The following is an 18,757-nucleotide window of genomic DNA, read 5'->3' on the forward strand; positions in this document are numbered from 1 at the left end:
TTTAGCCGTGGGAGGAAGCGCGTAAACTCTGCGAAGCAACCCACCGACTACAGCATTGCCGACTCCCAAACGCTATACAAAAATGTTAATAAAGGATAGCTTTTACTGTGACGTACATGGCGTGGGAGGTGACTCGAACGGTTCGCGTCCGTCTTGGCGTGCCTGACGACCGCAAGAGCGACCTTCACGCCACCAACGACAAATTCCAGTACTGCGCGAACCGCACCGCAGACTGGGCGTGGCGCTATCCCGAGGAAGACTGCGTGACCAGCAAAAGTGACGCTGAAGACGCCATCTACGACGACCTCCGCGAAGAAACGGACTCCCTGCACGCAAATCTCGTCCAGAAAGCTATCAAACGCGCCACCGACGACATTGACAACTGCGTTGACAGGCTTGCAGACGGTGAGAACACCAGCAAGCCCCACTATAACACGTTCAGTATCGTCTACGACAAGCGGGCAGCGACCTACTATCGTGACAAAGTAAGTCTCGCCACCGTCAACGGCAGAGTCGAATGCGAATACGACCTACCTGACGACCCAGATGGGACACCACACGGTGAGTATCTGCTGAACGATGACTACGAGTTTGCGACCAGCACCGTCCACTACGACAGCGAAGCCGACGAGTTCTACCTGCACGCAGTGATGGAACGGGAACTCGACGTTGAACGTCCTGAGAAAGCCGAGCATTCGAACGTGCTTGGCGTGGACTGCAACGTCGATGACCATATCGCCGTAACCTCAACAGGTGCATTCGTCGGCAACGCCGACTATCTTAACCACCAGCGCCGCGAGTTCGAAAAACGGCGTGCCAGCCTCCAACAGACTGGAACACGGAGCGCCCATCTGACGTTCCAATGGATCGGTGATAGGTTCGGTCGGTGGAGCGAAGACTACCTTCATCGGTGTTCCAACGAGATCGTCACGGAAGCCAAGCGCCACGGCTGTACGCACATTTCCTTCGAGGACTTGGAGCAGATTCGAGAGCGTATCAGCGACGAGAAGAAGTTCCAGCAGTGGGCGTTCCGCGAACTGCAAGAACAGACCGAACACAAGGCGGAACTGGCTGGCATCGTAGTCGAAACAGTCGACCCGTCCTATACCAGCCAGCAATGCTCGAAGTGTGGCTGTACACTCGAAGAAAACCGTACCGGGCAACACTTCGCCTGCTTAGACTGTTCTTATATTGCGAACGCAGATTACAACGCAGCGAAGAACGTGGCCCGAAAACTGGCGCTGAAACTCCAGCGAGGGCAGAAGTCCCCCGCTGGAGGGGCGTTCTGTCAGTACGCCCTGAAGTCGGGGATGATGACCGTGAACGCGACTGACGTGGCGTCCGACACTCCTGTGTCGGCAGAACGGGAGTCCACCGACAAGCCAACGGCTTCAGCCGTTGGTAGCTGACTCCGACTGCATCTGCTTGAACTGGTCGAGGAGCTCCTCCGCCGAGTCGCCACCTTCGTACTCGACTGTGCCCTTGTACTCCGAGCGCTCGTCGTCGAAGCTGGCGTCGACTTCACTGTTTTTCCGCTCGCGACGTTCGTGCTCCTCGTCGTCGTATGCACCCATCGACATTGTGTACCACACTCACGCTTGGGTACTGCGTGGTATGAATGTAACGGTTACTTTCACGATAGGAACGTCCCGTAACGAGCGGCTGGCGGCCGACGGGTGCGCTCACTCGGAGAGGTCGAGCGTCGTCGTCCGCTCCCACGTCGTCTCGTCGACGACGGTGAGGGTGTCGCCGGCGAAGACGTACAGCGAGTCCCCGACGTAGCGGGCGCGGGTCGCCGGTTCGCTCGTCGGCACCGTCGTCTCGACGGCCAGTTCGCCGCCGGTGTAGTCCATCACGACGCTCTCGGTGCCCGCTGGCAGGACGAAGACGCCGTGCTTGCGGTCGATGAGGAACGCGTGGTGGGTCTCGGCGACGGCGGAGTAGCGCCGGTCCAGCACCTCGCTGTCGTCGATGGTCGGGTCGGCGGGGTCGGAGACGTCGAACAGGACGGTCTTGACGCGGCCGTCCTCCTCGCCGATGCCGAGGACGTGGTCCTCGTCGATGGGGTGGAGGTACGACGAGTAGCCGGGCAGTTTCAGTTCGCCGACCAGTGCGGGGTCGTCGGGGTCCGAGAGATCGACGACGTGGAACGGGTCGATGCGGCGGAACGTGACGACGTAGGCCGTGTCGTCGACGTACCGGACGGAGTACACTCGCTCCGTCTCGCCCATCCCCGTCACTGCGCCGCGCCGGTCCAGCGTCTCGGCGTCGAGTGTGTAGAGATCGTTCTCGCTGTCGGCGCTACCCGCCGCCGGGATGGTGGTGGCGACCCGCAGCGTGCCGTCGTACTCCGACAGCGAGAACTGGTCGAGCGGCCGGCCGGGCACCGCGCCCGTCGCGGCCACGTCGAGGGCCCCGCCGTCGACGTCGACCCGGACGATGCCGGTCTGTGTCAGCGCCCGCTGGTGGTCGGCGACGTACTCCGAGAGCCCGTCTTCGAGGTCACGCTGGACCTCGCGGCGCTGTTCGGCCGGCAGCGAGTCGAGCCAGCCACGGACGGCGCGCCACGTCTCGCGCTGTTTGGACTCGGCGGAGATGTCGTAGGACTGTATCTCGGCGATGCGCTCGGCCACGCGGTCGGGCGTCCGGTCGAACTCCTCGCGGAGGAACTCGGCGACGAGCGTCCCGCGGTCAGTGGACTTCGTGTACGTCACGTAGAGCGCGTCGTGGGACGCGTAGACGACCGTGTTCTGTCGCGTGCCGACGAAGCTCACCGTGTCGTCCACGCCGCCGTCCCCGGCGTCGAGACTGATGGCGGTGTAGGTCGCGTCGACCGGAATCTGCGTGCCGGGGCGGTAGATGTCCGTGCAGGCGACGGCGGCGTCGCCGCCGAGCGGTTCGACCGGGCAGGGGGCGTCGTAGCCGACGCCGGACGCGGTGACGACGTAGACGGTCCCGTTGCGCTCGCGGGCGGTGACGAGCGTCCCGTTCAGCGGGTGCGACCACGCCTCGGCCGGGTTCGCGGGGTCGCTCACGTCGTAGCCGGCGATGCGGTCGGACTCGAAGACGACCAGACGGTCGCCGGTCTGCAGCAGTTTCCCGCTCGTGTCGATGTGTTCGACGACCGCCGGCGCGTCGGGGTCGCTCGCGTCGACGATGTGGGTCTTCGACTGGCGGCGCTTCTCCGGCGGTGCCACGTCGCCCTCGCGTGGCTCGCCGACCACTGGTCGCGGTTCGACGTAGTACCGACGGTTCTCGGGGGCGTAGTAGAAGTGCTCGCCGTCGGTCTTGACGACGTCCGGTTCGTCCAGCCCCGCGACCTGGACGTTCGTCCCGGCGATGCGCGCGGGAGCGGTGTCGCCGCCGCTGCTCCCGGCGTCACCGCCCGCCGCGTCGGCTCTCATCACGACCGCCGGGCCGCCCTGGTCGGTGACGTTCGTCTCTGTCGGGCGACCGCCGGCGAATCGGGTACCGAGGTACCCGCCAGAGAGCCGTCGGCCGGCGCTGACGTACGCCTCGAAGGCCTCGCGGTCCGCGAACTGGGCCATCGCAGTCTGGTCGCTGGTGAGCGGGGTCGTCGGGGAGACCCCGTCGTCGACCGGCGTCTCCGTCGCGGGGCCGGTCGTCCCCGGCGCGGCCGGCCCGACCGCCGAGAGCGTGAGGCCGGCACCGGCGAGCGAACCGACGAGCAGGGCGACGACGAGACCGACGGTGCCGAGTCGATGCTGTGTCATATCCGCTACTCTGTGACAGACCTGGTAAACCGTAGCGAAGACTCAAACGACGGTTTGAGTGTGGAAACCGTGTCGCTGCGACCCACGCCAGCGATTTATGGGCGGGTGACCTACTGGGGGGTAGTGGCAGGCCCTCTCCGGTTCCGGCGCTCGACCGAACGCTGGAGCGCCGAACGTGTCGACACCCAACTCCGACAGCCGCTGGACCGTCGCTTCGGTGCCCGGCTGGAGGCGACGCGGTACGACCCGCCGCCGGGCTACGAGGCACGGCGGCTGACGATGGGCAACGGCGACCTCGCGCTCTTCGCCTGGGGCGAGGACGCCTACTGGCTGGGCAACACCGAGACGCCGGAGGTGCTGTGGCGCACCGACAAGTGGACCTTCGAGGAGGCCCCCTACCCGATGACGCGGTGGGCACAGCGGGAACTGCTGGCCGAACTGGCCGAGTCGGACCCCTGGCTGGCTGAGTACGACTACGTCGCCTGGTTCTTCCTCCCGGTGCTGTTCTCGAAGGACGGCCGCGACACGACCCGCGCGTTCTTCCGGGACCACGCCGGCGGATTCCCCGACGCGACCCGCGACGAGGGACTGGCGTTCTACGAGGACGTGCTGTCGACGGCCGACCTGGACGGCCACCGGTACACGATGGCGTCGAAACTCGGCACCAGCGAGCGGATGGACCTCGTGCGGATGCGCGCGACGATGGCGGAGTTCAACACCGCCAAACTGCTGACCGACGCCGGCTACGACTACGAGCCGGAGGTGGCGATGGACTCGGGACACGCGCTGGACTTCCGGGTCGAGACCCCGGACGTACTGGTCGAGGTGACCCGGCCCGAACCGCCCACCCGGCGGCGCGCGGGCACGCCGGCGGCCGCACTCCGGGAGACGGTCGACGGGAAGCGAAACGACCAGCTAGACGCCCACGCCGACGCCATCGTCTTCGTGGACTGCTCGTCGTTCCGCGACGACGAGTGGGACTCCGTCGCCGCAGAGCAGCCAGACGCCGGCCACGAACCCGCCGTCGTCTACCGGATGCGCCCCGACGGTACCGTCGATGGGTACACGCGCGGCGACGTTCCCCACCCGCTGACCCGGCTAGTGTAGCGGGACCCACAGCGTGGAGACATTCGCTGGATTCCAGCATACACCAGTGGCCACTTTTGAGCGGTGTTAAATACCCTCTAACGACATTGAAAACCCTGTTTTGGTGCGATTACAGAGAGATACGTAACAATCAATAGGATTATGTACGAAGTAACTGCTGATTGAAACAAGAACGTGTGACACGGGAGAGAGACGATTCACCCCCGGGCGTGTCGAGGCGTGACCTGCTCGGGGCGGGAGCGGGGCTCGCTGCGGCGAGTACCGCCGGGTGCCTCCAGGGACTCGGTTCCTTGCTCGGACCCAGCGTCGCCGGACAGCTCTCGCTGACGGTGAAGACGCTGCCGGCGGACGCCGACGCCGCGGGCACCCGCATCGCGCGCGAACTCGTGACGAACCTCCGTGCCGTCGGCGTGGACGCGCGGATAGAACTCCAGCCCGCCCGCGAACTCCAGAAGGACGTCCTGCTGGGCGGGAACTACGACATCTACGTCGGGCGGTTCCCGAACCGCGACGACCCGGACTTCCTGCGGCCCCTGCTGCACTCGGTGTTCGAGGGCGAGGCGGGCTGGCAGAACCCGTTCGGGTTCACCGACATCGCGGTCGACGACCTCCTGTCCGGACAGCGGGAGGCGGCGGGCACCGAACGCCGGCGGCTCGTCGGGGACCTCCAGCGCGAGATTGCGAGCAAACAGCCCTTCGGCATCCTCGCCTTCCCCAACGAGATATGGGCGGTGCGAAACGACCGCTTCGACGGCTGGAGTCGCTCCCCGCTGACGGAGCCGGTGAGCTACGTCGCCCTGCAGTCGGCGGGTCCGGACCGCCAACCCCGCCTGCGGGTCACGACGACCGACGCGGAACCGACGCGGAACCTGAACCCGCTGGCCGTCCAGCACCGGTCGCGGGGCATCTTCACGGGTCTGCTGTACGACCCGCTGGCACGTCGCGTCGGCGGGGCGGCGACCCCCTGGCTGGCAGCCGACTGGTCGTGGCACCGGGAGCGCGGCGACGCCGTCGGCACCGTCCGCCTCCGGCCCGACCTGACCTGGCACGACGGGACGGCGCTGACGGCCGACGACGTGGCCTTCACGTACCGGTTCCTGAACGACACGCTGCTGGGTGCCGGTGACACGGCCGTGCCTGCCCCGCGCTTTCGCGGCCGCTCGTCGCTGGTCGGGTCGGTCACCGCCGAGGACGACCATACGGTGACGCTGCGCTGCCCACAGACCAGCCCGACCGTCGCGGTGCGGGCGCTGACCGTCCCGGTGTTGCCGGCCCACGTCTGGGCCGACCGGGCCGTCGAAGCCGGCGCGAACTGGAGCGAGCGGCCCGGACCCGTCACCGAGGCGCTCCTGACGCCCAACGTCACGCCGGTCGGGAGCGGCGTCGTCCGGTTCGAGGGTCGCGCCGAGGGGGAGTCGCTGGTGCTGACCCGCTTCGAGGACCACTTCCTGCACCGGGGACGGACCCCCGAGGTGCCCGACGTCGTCGCCGACGGCGTGCCCTTCGACCGCCTCTCGGTGCGCGTGGCTCCCTCCGACGACGCCGCCATCCAGCTCCTGTCGGCCGACGAGACCGATGGGACGGCGATGCGCATCGGCCCCGACAGCGTCCCCCGCGTCGGGCAGGACGACGCGCTGACGCTCCACGTCGAGGACGGCCGGTCGTTCTACCACGTCGGGTTCAACACCCGCCGGGAACCGCTCGGCAACCCCCACGTCAGGCGTGCCGTCGTTCGGCTGCTCGACAAGGAGTACGTCGCCGAGTCCGTCTTCGACGGCTTCGCCCGCCCGGCGACGAGCGCGCTCACGGGGACCGACTGGGTCCCGACGGACCTCGTCTGGGACGGGACGGACCCGACGGTCCCGTTCGTCGGCGAGGAGGGCACACTCGACGAGAGCGGCGCGCGGGAGCTGTTCCGGGAGGCCGGGCTCGAGTACGACGACGAGGGGAGGGTCATCGACCGATGATACCGCTCGACCTGCTCGCGCGGCTGGTGCTGGTCGTCGGCGTCCTGCTCGCCGTCTCGCTCGTGACCATCGTCGGCACGCCCCAACTGCGGCTGCTACGCTGGCAACTGCGGGCCCGGCTGCGGGCCGTCTACCCCTACGTCGGGCTGCTCGCGGCGGTACTCGCGGTCAACTCCATCGCCCGTGACCTCGGGAAGGAGCTGTCCTGGCTGCTCGACTGGAACATCACGGGCGTCATCTACGCCATCGAGGGCGAGTTCGTCGCCGCCCTGCAGTCGGCGGGTTCGCCGGCCGTCACGACGTTCCTGTCCTTCGCGTACGTCTACGGGTACGTCTTCCTGCTCGTCTTCCCGATTCTGGCGTATCTCGCGCTGGACGACCTCGACTCGTTCCGGCGGCTCACGCTCGCCTACGGCTTCAACTACGCCATCGGCGTCTGCTGTTACGTCCTCTTCATCGCCTACGGCCCCCGCAACCTCATGCCGGAGCTGGTGGACTCGCTCCTGTACTCGAACTGGCCCCGCTCGCAACTGCTGACCAGCGAGGTGAACTCGAACATCAACGTCTTCCCCTCGCTTCACACGTCGCTGTCGGTGACGGTCGTGGTGCTCGCCGCCCGGACTCGCCGGAGATACCCGGCCTGGCTAGCGCTGTCGGTCCCGCTCGCCGGCAGCGTCGTGCTGTCGACCATGTACCTCGGTATCCACTGGGGCGTCGACGTCGCCGCTGGAACCGTTCTGGGAGTGGGGAGCGTCCTGCTGGCGGACTTCGTGACCGACGAGCGGGGGCGACAGCATCGTCTCGACCGCACGGTGCGGGCGCTCGTCGCGGCGGCGCGGGTCAGACTCCGGCGCGGACGGGCGTGGCTCACCGGCAGCCGCTCAAGCGAATCCTGAGCTGTCCGAGTCCCGCCGCCCGGCGCGACCGGCCCGCGTATCGAGCAGGCGGAGCCGACCGGCCGCCAGTCCGATGGCCAGTCCGGTGGCGTGGCCCAGGACCGCCGACCCCGGGCCGCTGGTCGCGAGCGTGAGGCCGATGACGACGGTCCCGAACACGACCAACTGGGCCCGGGGCGACAGCGTCAGCCGGTCCAGCAGGCGCGTCGAGACGGCGTTGCCGGCGAGCAGGTAGCCAAGCAGCGCCAGCACCGCGCCGCTGGCCCCGAGGACGCCCCGCGGCGGGCCGAGCAGCCCGCCGACGACGATTTCGCCGACGCCGGCCAGGGCACCCGTCACCACGAAGAAGATGTGAAAGCGAAGCGTCGTGGTGCGGCGGGCGACCAGCGGGCCGACCACCGCCAGCGCGATGGCGTTGCCGAGCAGGTGCGGGAGGTCAGCGTGGGCGTAGACGCTCGTCACGAGCGCCCAGGGTCGGTCGCCGACCGGGCCGTAGAGCACGAACAGGATTCCCTCCAGCGCCCCGAAGAGCCCGGCGAGTTGCTGGAGGAGGAAGACGACAGCGAGGGCGGCGAGGGTCTGGACCGTCGGCCGGCCGGTGAGCGCCATACCTGTAGTGGGGGCTGGAGCGACAAAACTGTCCGGACGCCGCGGCGCGGGATACATGCCGGTCGACCACCTACGTGGGCTATGTCCGACATTCCAGTCAGCGCCGAGTTGCCAGACAGCCCGTTCCACACGACCGGTACCGACCACGTCACAATCTGGGGGAGCAACGCCGAGGACACCATCGCATTCTACCGCGACCTGCTCGGGATGCCGCTGGTGTTGCGCCAGCCGAACCTCGACGACCCCTCGCAGACCCACCTCTTCTTCGACACGGGCGACGGGCGCATCCTCACCGTCTTCGTCGGCGACCGGCCCTCGAACCCCCGCGGACCGCAGGGCGGCACCGGCGCGGTCCACCACCTCTGTTTCAGCCTCGACCCCGCCGAGTACGAGGACGTGATGGCGGCCCTAGAGGAGGCCGGCAAGCAGTACAACGTCTTCGACCGCGGCATCTTCCACTCGCTGTACACGCAAGACAACAACGGGCTGATCATCGAACTCTCCGCGGACAAGTACGACATCCCGGACGACCGCCGCGGCGAGGTGCTGGCGACGGCCCAGCGCATCCGCGAGGAGGACGGCGCGGACTACGCCGAGGACGAGCACCTGGCAGCCGCGCTCGACGAACTGGGCATCGAGGCCGAACCCCACGACCTGCCCGACGCGGCGAGCGGCGTCGGCGGCGTCTGACCGGCGCTATCACGTTTTTATCAGCAGAAAGCCTATTGAGGGATACTGTTCTATCGCCGGGCATGGACGACACGAACGAGTCGCGGAGACGGACCGACAGGTTGCGCGGGCGACGCGGCGAGGGCCGCGGGGGCCGCGGCGGTGGTGGCAACGAGAGTCGCGGGACGCTGGTACTGAGCGACCGGGAGGGGTACGTCGGCGACACGCTCGTCCTCAAGGGTCGCAACTTCCCCCCGAACGAGCGCTTCGAAATCCAGTGGGAGTCGGTGCAGGGCCGGTGGGGCGTCCTGCAGGCCCACGAGATAGTCGGCCCACAGTTCCGACCGCGGACGGACACCATCGCGACCGTCGAGGCGGACGCGGCGGGGAAGTTCGACGAGGAGTGGACCATCCCCGAGGACTACGGCGGGACACACCAGCTATCCGTCACCGACGGCGACGGCCAGAGCATCGCCGACGCGGAGTTCGAGATACGCCCGTGGTTCGAACTGGAACAGACGACGGCCGAGATGGGCGAGTCGTTCACGCTCCGGGGCTACGGTCTCGGCCCGGACGTGATGAAGAACAACTACCAGGTGTCCTGGGACAACGGCTACGTCGGGTTCGTGACCGGCGTGCAGAACCGCGGGACGGCAACCGCGGAGATTCGCGCGGTCGGCCCGCCGGGGGAACACGTCGTCCAGGTGTGGCGCAACTACCGCGGCATCCCCTACCTCCTGAACAACACGCAGTCGCCGTTCGGTGAAGTCGCCGGCGAGCGACGGAACGTCTGGACGGTGGAGGTGACCGAACCGGAGGAACCGCCGCGGACGGCCTGGATGGACCCGCTGCTCGACGAGCAGGCACTCGACACACACCTGCCGGAGGTCGCCGACGACACGGAGGCGACGCTCGACATCACGCCCAAGAGCGGCCAGGCGGGCACGGACACGGTCATCACCGGGACGGGCTTCCCGGCGAATGAGACCGTCGACCTCACCTGGTACCGCCACGAGGGCCACGAGGGCCGGGGCACGTCGTCGACCCCCGACCCCACCATCACCCCCCGGCCGAAACCGGACGTGCTCCCGAGAGTGACGACCGACAGCGACGGCCGCTTCGAGGTCGAGTTCGAGGTGCCGACCGACATCGGCTCGACGCGGCCCATCACGGCCGCGGTCAACGGGCGCGAGGTCGCCGCCACGGGCTTCATGATGCAGCCGTCCATCGAGCGGTTCGAGCCCAGGAGCGGCCCGGTCGGGACGGAAATCGAAATCGAACTGTCCGGACTGGGGTGGACGAACTACGAGAACGCGGCGATGTTCGTCTACGACAACGACCCGCTGGGGTACGCCTGCGGGACCGGCGGCGACGACGAGACGGGGACGCTCAACCCCGTCCTGTACGCCGCCGGCGAGCCGGGCTGGCACTTCATCGACGTCTACCCCTCGCTGTTCGAGGTGGAGGAAGACGACCCGGACTTCGAGCTCCGGCCCCATCTCTCGTACCTGGACAACCATCCGGTCCGCCCGCTGCCTGCCATGCACTTCGCCTTCGAGATAACCGAGTGAATCCAGTCCCACCGCACCAGCGCAGCACACACGGCGGTCCTGACAGCCATCCCGACGAACGGAGTGAGCCCCCATCGTGAGCAATCCGCTGTTCCTCGACCCGACAGTCCTCGCCCAGCTCGTCGTCCTGGGTGTGTTGCTCGGCGGCATCTACGGGTTCGTCGCGCTCGGCCTGACCATCATCTTCGGCGTCATGGAGGTCGTCAACGTCGCCCACGGCGCGTTCACCGTCGTCGGGATGTACACCGTCTGGTACGTCTCGAACACGCTCGGGCTCTCGCCGTTGCTCGGCATCCCGGCCGCCGCCGTGGTCCTGTTCGCGCTGGGCGTCCTCATTCAGCGGACCGCGGTCGCGCCGGTCATGGACGGGCCGGAGTCCGGGAAGTTCCTCGTCACCATTGCGGTGCTGATAATCCTCGTCGCGCTCGTCGAGATACAGTTCACGGCGACCCCGCGACAGCTCGACGTGGACCTGGGCTCGACGGGCGTCCGCGGGGTGTACGTGCCCGACGGCCAACTGTACGCGCTGGCCGTCGCGGCCGTGACCTTCGCCGCCGTGTGGCTGTTCCTCCAGCGGACCCACACCGGACGGACCATCCGCGGGACGGCGGACAGTCGCCTGAGCGCGGCCTACGTCGGCGTCGACGTGGCGCGGGTCGACGCGCTGACGTTCGGTCTCGGAGCGGGGCTGGCCGGCCTCGCCGGGGCGCTCATCACGTTCGTCCAGCCCTTCGACCCCTACCTCGGCAACGAGTACCTGACCATCGCGTTCGTCGTCGTGGTCCTCGGCGGCCTCGGCTCGATTCCGGGGACGGTCGTCGGCGGACTCCTCGTCGGTCTGCTCCACGTCTTCGGCTCCTTCTACCTGCCGGGGTCGTGGAACAACGTGCTCATCCTCCTGGTGTTCATCGCGGTGTTGCTCGTCAGACCGACCGGCCTCTTCGGGGGGAGCCATGACTGACCGGCGGCTGGTGACCGTGCGGGAGCGGGCGCGCGTCGTCACGCGGCGACTCCGTCACCACCGGCGGCGGTGGTACGGGACGCCGGCGCTGCTGACCGTGACGTTCCTCGTCCTCGGCGTGCTCCCGCTGGCGCTGGACGTGCCGGTCCTGGGGCTGCGCCTCGGGTCGCTGCTGTCCGTGCACCTGCTCGTCGTGGCGCTGGTGTGGGCGACGGCGGCACAGAGCTGGAACATCGTCTCGGGCTTCGCGGGGCAGTTCTCCTTCGGCCACGCCGCCTTCTTCGGGCTCGGTGCCTACGTCCCGCTGGTGCTCGTGCGGGAGTTCGCGCTGAACCCGTGGCTGGGCATGCTCGTCGGCGGCGCACTCGCCGCCGTGTACGCGACCGGCATCGGCGCACTCAGTTTCCGGTACGACGTCAGCGGGAGCTACTTCGCGCTCGTCACGCTGGCGTTCGCCGAGTTGCTGCTGTACGTGTTCGTCAACGTCGAGGCGCTGGGCGGCGCGAACGGCTACGTCCGGCCGCTGCCGGGGTCCTACGGCAGCGAGTTCGGCCTCCTTGCCTTCCAGTTCTCCGAGCGCCTGCCCTACTACTACGTCATCCTCGCGTTCCTGGCGGTGGTCACGCTGGTCGCAGTCGCCATCAGGCGGTCCAGGGTCGGACTGTACCTCTTTGCCATCCGCGACGACGAGGACGCCGCGAGCGCCGTCGGCATCCCGACGACGCGGTACAAGCTGTTCGCCTTCGCCGTCAGCGCCTTCTTCACCGCCTGGGCCGGCGCGTTCTGGAGCATGTACTTCACCTCCATCCGGCCGCAGGTCGTCTTCGGCCTGCTCGTCAACATCGACATCCTGCTGCCGGCGGCGGTGGGCGGCATCGGCACGGTGCTGGGTCCCATCGTCGGCTCGCTCGGCCTGACGGCGGTGAGCGAACTCGGGCGGCAGGCGGTCGAACTGCCGTCGCTACAGGACGTCGTCTACGGCCTCCTGCTGCTGGCCATCGTGCTGGGCAGTCCCCGCGGTGTGGTGACCTGGCCCGGGCGCATCGCGGACTGGCTCGACGGGAGCGACGACGAGGAGTGACCGGTCACTCCGGCCTGTGGGCGACGACCGCCTGGAACTGGGTGTCCGGAACCTCGCGAATCTCGGCGTCGACGAAGCCCGTCTCGTCGAGCGCCGACAGGTACGTCTCCTCGGTGAGGGTGGTGCCGTCGGCGGGGAGCGTCAGCATGTGCACGCCGAAGCGCGCGGCCTCCGGCGACCGCCCGCGGATGCGCGTCGTCGAGACGACGGTCCCGCCGGGGTCGAGCGCCGCGAAGGCGTTCTCGTAGTACGCCCGGAGTTGCGCCGGGGTGAAGTTCACCGTCACGCGGGCGCTGAAGACGAGGTCGAACCCCTCCGGCAGCGACTCGCGGGCGTCGCCGGGAACGGTCTCCAGCCCCAGGTCCGCGTGGTGGTCGGCGAGCAGGTCGAGCACCTCCGGGAGGTCCACGAGCGTCGCGTCCGCGCCGCGGCGGACGAACTCCGCGCCGAACCCGCCAGAACCGCCTCCCACGTCGAGGACGCGGTCGGGACGCGGGTGGGCGTGCTCGGCCACCGTGACGGCCTCCCGCACCAGTTGCTCGTCGACGGTCGCCATCGCGCCCATGTAGTTCAGAAAGCCCTCCTCCGTCGCCTCCGGCAGGTCGCCGCTGCGCAGAATCTCCGGCAGTGAGAGGTACGTCTCCAGCGAGTCGAGGCGGTGGGGCAGGATGCCACGCTCCAGCGCGGGCGTGTCGGGGTCGAACGCCTGGAGTTCCTCGGCCGGCGCGTACGCCTCGCCGGAGACCTCGGCGTAGCCCAGGTCGACGAGGCCGTCGAGGACCGGTTCGGCGGCGGCCGCGCGTATCTCGCTCGCCGCGGCGAGTTCCTCGGGGGTCTTCGGTCCCGCCAGGAGCGCGTCGACGACGCCGGTCTCGCGGCAGGCCCACAGCAGGAACACGTCCAGGTGCCGGTTGTATATCGAATCCGAGTCCATGCGCTGACATTTCCGGCCCCAGATGAAAAGCGCTACGGAAGAAAGCCGAACGTAACAGCAGTTTCTGAGCCGATATTCGAGTTCAGATGTTCACGTTAGCATGCGGATACATGTGCGGTCTCACTCGGTTATCTCGAAGGCGAAGTGGAACCCGGGAAGCGGCCGGACGGGGTGGTTGTCCAGGTACGAGAGGTGGGGCTTGACCTCGAACTCGGGTTCCTTCTCCTCCATCTCGAACAGGGAGGGGTAGACGTCGATGAAGTGCCAGCCCGGTTCCCCCGCCGCGCGCAGGACGGTCCGGACGGTGGTGCTGCGGAACTCGTCGGTCAGCCCGCAGGCGTAGCCAAGCGCCTTGTTGTCGTAGACGAAGAAGGGGGAGTTCTCGTAGTTCGTCCAGCCGATACCCGACAGTTCGATTTCGATTTCCGTCCCGACCGGACCGCTGGTGGGTTCGTAGGTGGCGATGGAGGGTTGCATCATGAAACCCGTCACCGCGACGGACTCGCCGTCCACCTCGGCGACGATGGGGCGGGTCGACCCCTCGGCGACGGGAATCTCGACGTCGACCTGGAACCGACCGTCCGCGTCGGCGGTCACTGCCGGCAAGACGCCGGGCCGGGGCTTCGGTGTGACGTTGGTCCCCCTGATACCCTCGCCGACGTGCTGGTACCACTGCAGGTCGACCTCGGCCTTCGGCGGGAAGCCGGTCCCCGTGATGACGGCACTCGTTCCCGCCGTGCCACACCGTGGCGTGACGTCGAGTTCGGCGTCGGTGTCCGCGTCGAGGTCGGGGTAGTGGAGTTCGATGGGATTCTCCTCGAACAGCGGGTCGACCCAGGCGGTCTCGGGTGGCTCCTCCGGTTCGGTCACCTCCACCGTCCAGACGGACTGCCTGCCGCCGGCGACCGGCCCCATCGGGGACTGGGTGTTGTTCGCGACGTAGGGGATGCCGCGGTAGTTGCGCCACACCTGCACGACGTGTTCTCCCGGCGGGCCGACGGCCCGGATTTGTGCCGTCGCAGTCCCGCGGTTCATCACGCCCGTCATGTAGCCGACGTAGCCGTTGTCCCAGGCGATCTGGTAGTTGTTCGTCGACACGTCGGGCCCCAGGCCGTAGCCGGTGACGGTGACCATCTCGCCCATCGGTGCCGTCGTCCGGTCGAGTTCGAACCACGGCGTGACCTCGAACTCCGCCGACGCGACGGCCTCCCCGTCATCCCGTACCTCGATTCGGTGGACGCCGCCGTAGTCCTCGGGGACGGTCCACTCAGCGTCGAACGCGCCGGCGTCGTCGGTCTCCGGCGTCGCGATGGTGTCCGTCCGCGGGGTGTACTGTGGCCCGAGAATCTCGTGGGCGCGCAGGACGGCCCACTCGCCGTCGGTCGAGTGCCAGACGACCTCGTACTCCCGGTCCGGGGCGAGGTCGCGCCCCCGGAGCGTTATCGTGTCGCCGACGTACCCCTCGGCGTCGCTCAGCGCCAGTCGTCCCGGAGTGTCGTCGGTCCCGGACCGGTGCTCGCGCAACCGGTCCTCCAGGTCCGCGGAGATGCCGGAGTCGTCGTCCATGCCGGGATATGCCGAGTAGAGACAAATATAGCTTTCCCAACCCTTGTGCGCGGGCGCGTCCCCCGCTGTCGTGTTCCGGCTCACTGTCACCCCCGACGGCCGACACGTGTCGTCTGGCGCCCGCTATTTCTCGATTTCCACGTTACTGTGCTGGCAAGAAGATTCGAATCACGTCAATATTCACGATTTCGACCCAGTAATTGTCCAGAAATCTAGCATAGCTTGATTAGTCGGGATTGTAACACGACCGTCTGTGAGCGAAACGATGACAGACAGCCAGGGTGAGCAGGACGCGGACAGTCGACGGACACAGCGGAGCGACGGGGTCCCGACACGGACCAGACGGGCGTTCCTCGCCACCGGCGCGGCGGTGACGTTCGCGTCGCTGAGTGGGTGTGCCGGGGACGGCGGGGACGGCAGCGACGGTGCAGACGGCGGCGACGGTGCGGACGGCGGCGACGGCGGTGGCACGTCGACCAGCGGGACGCCGACGTACCCCGACGAGGTGGTCATCGGCTCCGTCCACCCGTTCACCGGCAGCACGTCCTACACGGGAAAGCGGTGCCACAACGCCATCGACCTGGCGGCCACGATAGCGAACGAGAACGGCGGCATCGAGTCGATGGACGGCGCGGAGGTCAGGGTCATCAAGGGCGACCACAAGAACGACCCGACGGTCGGCGGCGAGGTCACGCGGGAACTCATCGACGAGGGGGCGGACATCCTGACCGGGACCTACTCCTCGCGCGTGACCAACGCGGCCACACAGGTCGCGGAGTCCCAGGGCGTCCCGTTCGTCATCGACGTCTCCGTCGCCGCCTCGCTGCTCCAGGAGCGGGACCTCGACTACGTCTACCGAACCCAGCCCAACTCGCTGAGCATGGCCGAGAACTGCACGACCCACACGCTCGCGGGGACCAGCCAGGCCGACCTGGAAGCGGGCACCGCCGGGCTGTTCTACGTCGACACGACCTACGGCCAGGCCATCCGCGACGGCCTCAAGGCGGCACTCGGGGAGACGGACCTCGAGATCGTCGCGGAGGAGACCATCGGGTTCGGCGAGACGGCCGACACCCAGGTCACGAAGCTCCGCCAGACCGACCCCGACGTCCTGTTCCCGACGGTGTTCCCGAACCAGCTCCTCGAACTGGTCAGCGCGATGAAGGGGCAGGACTACTGGCCGGGGCTGTTCTCCGCGTGTGCCAGCGGCGGCATGAACAAGAAGAACTTCCAGCAGATAGGCGACGTCATGAACGGGGCGCTGTGGACCGGCTACCAGATAGACACTACTCTCGAAAAGGCCCGGCGCATCGACGAGCGGTTCGCCAGCACCTACGACACCGCCCCGATGGAGAGCAACCAGGGCATCGCCTACGCGACGGGTGAGGTCATGGTCGAGGCCTTCGAGCAGGCGGCCAGCGCCGACGCGGACGCGCTGAACGAGGCGCTACAGAACATGGAGTTCGCCGACCACATCATGGCGATGCCGCCCATCTCGTTTACCGAACGCGGCGAGAACGCCAACCCACTCGCCGTGACCAACCAGGTGCAGGGCCTGGAGAGCCACATCGTCTACCCCGAGCGGTACGCGAGGACCGACCTCAGAACAGCCACCATCGGCGGACTGTGAGACGGCCCAGTCGCCCCGACGGCGCGCCGGCGACTCGCTGGAGCGTCACCCGATTCCGAGGTAGAGGTCGACGAGTTCGTCGTCGTCGCGCAGCGCCGACGGCGCCCCGTCGAACCGAATCTCCCCCTGCGAGAGGACGTACGCGTGGTCGGCGAGTTCCAGCGCCTCGCGGACCTGCTGCTCGACCAGGACGACCTGTGTCCCCTGGGCGGCGAGCGAGCGGACCACCTCGGCCACGTCGGCGACGACCGACGGAGCCAGGCCGCTGAACGGCTCGTCGAGCAGGTACACCTCGGCCCCGGTCATCATCGCCCGGGCGACGCCGAGCATGACCTGCTGGCCGCCCGACAGCGAGTGCGCCGGCTCCGAGAGCGACGACGCGAGCGCCGGGAACACGTCCAGCACGCCGTCCATGCGCTCGTCGGCGACCCGGTCGTCGGCGACGGTCGTCGCCCCGAGCTGGAGGTTCTCCCGGACGGTCAGCCCCCGGAAGACCCGCTCGTTCTGGGGGACGGTCGTGATGCCCGCCGCGACCACCTCGTCGGGGTCGCTGTCCGTGAGGTCGCGGTCCCCGTAGCGCACCGTCCCCGCTCTGGCTGGCACGACGCCCGCAATCGTCTTCAGCAGCGTCGACTTCCCCGACCCGTTCGGCCCGAAGATGCAGGTGACGCCGTCGTGGCTCCGTACCGAGACCCCGTCGAGAACGGTCTGGCTGCCGTACCCGGCGACGACGTCCCGGACGACGAGGCGGTCGGTGTCGGACTCGGCGTCGCCAACGCCCTCGCTGGCTGCGGCCGCCGACGCGAACGGCCGAGCCTGGGGGGCACCGTCTCCGTCGTCGGTCGAGCCCGCGGCGGCCGCCGCTCCGTCGGACCGGCGGCCGAGGTACGCATCCTGCACGCGTGGGTCGTCTGTGACCTCGGCGAAAGAGCCCTGGGTCAGGACCCGCCCGCCGTCGAGGACGGTTATCCGGTCGGCCAGGTCACCGACGACGCCCATGTCGTGTTCGATGACGACGAGTGTGGTCCCTCCGTCGGTGAGGTCCCGCAGCGTCGCGAGCACGCGGTCCTGGATGGCCGGGTTGACCCCCGCCGTCGGCTCGTCGAGCAGGACGCAGGCCGGGTCCAACATCAGCACCCGACCGAGTTCCAGAAGCTTCTGCTGACCGCCGGAGATGTCGCTGGCGGCGTGATCGGCGACGTGGTCGAGTTCCAGCGTCGACAGCACCTCCTCGGCGCGCTCGCGGGTTTCGGGAGGGACGCTGACCGCCGACCGTCCCCGGCCGCTGTAGACGCCGAGGAGGTTCTCCCGGACGGTCAACCCGCCAAAGGGCGAGACGACCTGGAAGGTGCGGACGAGACCCCGCCGGGCGATGCGGTCGGGCGAGAGCCCGGTGATGTCCGCTCCGTCGAACCGGACGGTGCCGCGGTCCGGCGCGTGGAATCCCGTGACGACGTTGAACAGCGTCGTCTTGCCCGAGCCGTTCGGGCCGATGATGGCGTGGCACTCGCCGCGGTCGAACGAGAGCGTGACGTCGTCTGTCGCGACGACCGCGCCGAATGACTTCGTGACCCCGTCCAGTTCCAGGAGTCCCCGTGACACGCCCGCCGCTTTGGCTCCCCGAATCATAACTGTTCCTGACGGAGTGGGGGTGTCGGCGACGCCGGACCGGGACAGAGACGGGTCAGCACGGAGACACAAACTTCATGTTTCGGGTTGTCGACCTACCGGTATGTCATCTGGGACGGGGAAGCGGTCACGCCGGTTCTACATGCTCGTCGCGCTCGGCCTGGCACTGCTGTCGCAGGTGGTGTTCGCGGCCGACATCGGGACCGCCGCGAAGCTGCAACTGTACGGCGGCGTCCTCTTCGTCGCCGGGACCATCTTCGGCTACGGCGCTGCACAGCCGAAGTGACGGGGTGAGGGTCGCGCCAGCAGGCCGTGTCGCGAGCGTCAGGAGCCCGACGGTAGCCGAGTGAACCACTGAAACGGGGAACGCACCCGGTGGACAGTCCGGCGACCGGGGGTGGCC

General features: G+C 68.2%; 16 protein-coding genes. 10 read left to right on the forward strand and 6 right to left on the reverse strand.

Annotated features, from left to right (window positions below):
* Positions 1–116 precede the first annotated feature (116 nt).
* Entirely contained in the window at positions 117–1,409 is a 1,293-nt protein-coding gene (locus tag WDJ57_RS06525; RefSeq protein ID WP_338904946.1) for an RNA-guided endonuclease InsQ/TnpB family protein, read from the forward strand.
* On the opposite strand, the gene WDJ57_RS06530 is transcribed toward WDJ57_RS06525, so the two are convergent.
* Positions 1,392–1,580: a DUF5786 family protein gene (locus WDJ57_RS06530; protein ID WP_338904947.1), complete on the reverse strand. Its 189-nt coding sequence runs from the start codon at positions 1,578–1,580 to the stop codon at positions 1,392–1,394. The genes WDJ57_RS06525 and WDJ57_RS06530 overlap by 18 nt on opposite strands.
* A gap of 102 nt (positions 1,581–1,682) precedes the next feature.
* Positions 1,683–3,734 (reverse strand): beta-propeller domain-containing protein, encoded by a 2,052-nt coding sequence (locus WDJ57_RS06535; protein ID WP_338904949.1) that lies wholly within the window; start codon positions 3,732–3,734, stop codon positions 1,683–1,685.
* 123 nt (positions 3,735–3,857) lie between these two features.
* On the opposite strand from WDJ57_RS06535, the gene WDJ57_RS06540 reads away from it, so the two are divergent.
* The 3 genes from WDJ57_RS06540 to WDJ57_RS06550 all read left to right on the forward strand — a co-directional run bounded on the left by WDJ57_RS06540 (position 3,858) and on the right by WDJ57_RS06550 (position 7,704).
* Complete coding sequence (locus WDJ57_RS06540; RefSeq protein ID WP_338904951.1) at positions 3,858–4,841, forward strand: DUF5784 family protein; 984 nt, start codon at positions 3,858–3,860, stop codon at positions 4,839–4,841.
* 176 nt (positions 4,842–5,017) lie between these two features.
* Positions 5,018–6,808, forward strand: a complete 1,791-nt coding sequence (locus tag WDJ57_RS06545) for an ABC transporter substrate-binding protein (RefSeq protein ID WP_338904952.1) — start codon at positions 5,018–5,020, stop codon at positions 6,806–6,808.
* The gene (locus WDJ57_RS06550) at positions 6,805–7,704 is read left to right on the forward strand and encodes a phosphatase PAP2 family protein (protein ID WP_338904953.1); all 900 of its coding nucleotides are present in this window, start codon (positions 6,805–6,807) and stop codon (positions 7,702–7,704) included. The genes WDJ57_RS06545 and WDJ57_RS06550 overlap by 4 nt, the downstream gene beginning before the upstream one ends.
* Here the strand turns inward: WDJ57_RS06550 and WDJ57_RS06555 are convergent.
* Complete coding sequence (locus tag WDJ57_RS06555) at positions 7,690–8,313, reverse strand: rhomboid family intramembrane serine protease (RefSeq protein ID WP_338904955.1); 624 nt, start codon at positions 8,311–8,313, stop codon at positions 7,690–7,692. The two genes, WDJ57_RS06550 and WDJ57_RS06555, sit on opposite strands and share 15 nt — an antisense overlap.
* Positions 8,314–8,394: 81 nt before the next feature.
* Here WDJ57_RS06555 and WDJ57_RS06560 point away from each other — a divergent pair, with 81 nt between their 5' ends.
* From WDJ57_RS06560 to WDJ57_RS06575, 4 genes are all read left to right on the forward strand, one after another.
* Positions 8,395–9,003, forward strand: coding sequence for a VOC family protein (locus WDJ57_RS06560; protein WP_338904956.1), 609 nt, complete (start codon positions 8,395–8,397; stop codon positions 9,001–9,003).
* A 62-nt stretch (positions 9,004–9,065) separates the two neighbouring features.
* Complete coding sequence (locus tag WDJ57_RS06565) at positions 9,066–10,553, forward strand: hypothetical protein (protein WP_338904958.1); 1,488 nt, start codon at positions 9,066–9,068, stop codon at positions 10,551–10,553.
* A gap of 76 nt (positions 10,554–10,629) precedes the next feature.
* Positions 10,630–11,514, forward strand: a complete 885-nt coding sequence (locus WDJ57_RS06570) for a branched-chain amino acid ABC transporter permease (RefSeq protein WP_338904960.1) — start codon at positions 10,630–10,632, stop codon at positions 11,512–11,514.
* On the forward strand, positions 11,507–12,595 hold the full coding sequence (locus tag WDJ57_RS06575; protein ID WP_338904962.1) for a branched-chain amino acid ABC transporter permease: 1,089 nt from the start codon (positions 11,507–11,509) through the stop codon (positions 12,593–12,595). The genes WDJ57_RS06570 and WDJ57_RS06575 overlap by 8 nt, the downstream gene beginning before the upstream one ends.
* A gap of 4 nt (positions 12,596–12,599) precedes the next feature.
* Here the strand turns inward: WDJ57_RS06575 and WDJ57_RS06580 are convergent, their stop codons facing one another.
* Entirely contained in the window at positions 12,600–13,529 is a 930-nt protein-coding gene (locus WDJ57_RS06580) for a class I SAM-dependent methyltransferase (RefSeq protein ID WP_338904964.1), read from the reverse strand.
* 120 nt (positions 13,530–13,649) lie between these two features.
* Entirely contained in the window at positions 13,650–15,095 is a 1,446-nt protein-coding gene (locus tag WDJ57_RS06585) for a hypothetical protein (RefSeq protein ID WP_338904966.1), read from the reverse strand.
* A gap of 265 nt (positions 15,096–15,360) precedes the next feature.
* Here WDJ57_RS06585 and WDJ57_RS06590 point away from each other — a divergent pair, with 265 nt between their 5' ends.
* The gene (locus WDJ57_RS06590; protein ID WP_338904968.1) at positions 15,361–16,725 is read left to right on the forward strand and encodes an ABC transporter substrate-binding protein; all 1,365 of its coding nucleotides are present in this window, start codon (positions 15,361–15,363) and stop codon (positions 16,723–16,725) included.
* Between the two features lie 45 nt (positions 16,726–16,770).
* On the opposite strand, the gene WDJ57_RS06595 is transcribed toward WDJ57_RS06590, so the two are convergent.
* On the reverse strand, positions 16,771–18,327 hold the full coding sequence (locus WDJ57_RS06595; protein WP_338904970.1) for an ATP-binding cassette domain-containing protein: 1,557 nt from the start codon (positions 18,325–18,327) through the stop codon (positions 16,771–16,773).
* A gap of 130 nt (positions 18,328–18,457) precedes the next feature.
* Here WDJ57_RS06595 and WDJ57_RS06600 point away from each other — a divergent pair, with 130 nt between their 5' ends.
* Positions 18,458–18,640 carry a hypothetical protein gene (locus tag WDJ57_RS06600; protein ID WP_338904972.1) on the forward strand — a complete coding sequence of 61 codons (183 nt, stop codon included), beginning with the start codon at positions 18,458–18,460 and terminating at the stop codon, positions 18,638–18,640.
* The last annotated feature ends 117 nt before the right edge of the window (positions 18,641–18,757 follow it).

The sequence above is a fragment of the Salinibaculum sp. SYNS191 genome (assembly GCF_037338445.1).
Lineage (GTDB): Archaea > Halobacteriota > Halobacteria > Halobacteriales > Haloarculaceae > Salinibaculum > Salinibaculum marinum.

What these genes read in the sequence shown, in the direction of transcription:
- WDJ57_RS06555 (WP_338904955.1), bottom strand. Translation starts at nt 8,313, where the DNA reads ATGGCGCTCACCGGCCGGCCGACGGTCCAGACCCTCGCCGCCCTCGCT.
- WDJ57_RS06560 (WP_338904956.1), top strand. Translation starts at nt 8,395, where the DNA reads ATGTCCGACATTCCAGTCAGCGCCGAGTTGCCAGACAGCCCGTTCCAC.
- WDJ57_RS06530 (WP_338904947.1), bottom strand. Translation starts at nt 1,580, where the DNA reads ATGTCGATGGGTGCATACGACGACGAGGAGCACGAACGTCGCGAGCGG.
- WDJ57_RS06565 (WP_338904958.1), top strand. Translation starts at nt 9,066, where the DNA reads ATGGACGACACGAACGAGTCGCGGAGACGGACCGACAGGTTGCGCGGG.
- WDJ57_RS06525 (WP_338904946.1), top strand. Translation starts at nt 117, where the DNA reads ATGGCGTGGGAGGTGACTCGAACGGTTCGCGTCCGTCTTGGCGTGCCT.
- WDJ57_RS06600 (WP_338904972.1), top strand. Translation starts at nt 18,458, where the DNA reads ATGTCATCTGGGACGGGGAAGCGGTCACGCCGGTTCTACATGCTCGTC.
- WDJ57_RS06590 (WP_338904968.1), top strand. Translation starts at nt 15,361, where the DNA reads ATGACAGACAGCCAGGGTGAGCAGGACGCGGACAGTCGACGGACACAG.
- WDJ57_RS06535 (WP_338904949.1), bottom strand. Translation starts at nt 3,734, where the DNA reads ATGACACAGCATCGACTCGGCACCGTCGGTCTCGTCGTCGCCCTGCTC.
- WDJ57_RS06575 (WP_338904962.1), top strand. Translation starts at nt 11,507, where the DNA reads ATGACTGACCGGCGGCTGGTGACCGTGCGGGAGCGGGCGCGCGTCGTC.
- WDJ57_RS06550 (WP_338904953.1), top strand. Translation starts at nt 6,805, where the DNA reads ATGATACCGCTCGACCTGCTCGCGCGGCTGGTGCTGGTCGTCGGCGTC.
- WDJ57_RS06585 (WP_338904966.1), bottom strand. Translation starts at nt 15,095, where the DNA reads ATGGACGACGACTCCGGCATCTCCGCGGACCTGGAGGACCGGTTGCGC.
- WDJ57_RS06580 (WP_338904964.1), bottom strand. Translation starts at nt 13,529, where the DNA reads ATGGACTCGGATTCGATATACAACCGGCACCTGGACGTGTTCCTGCTG.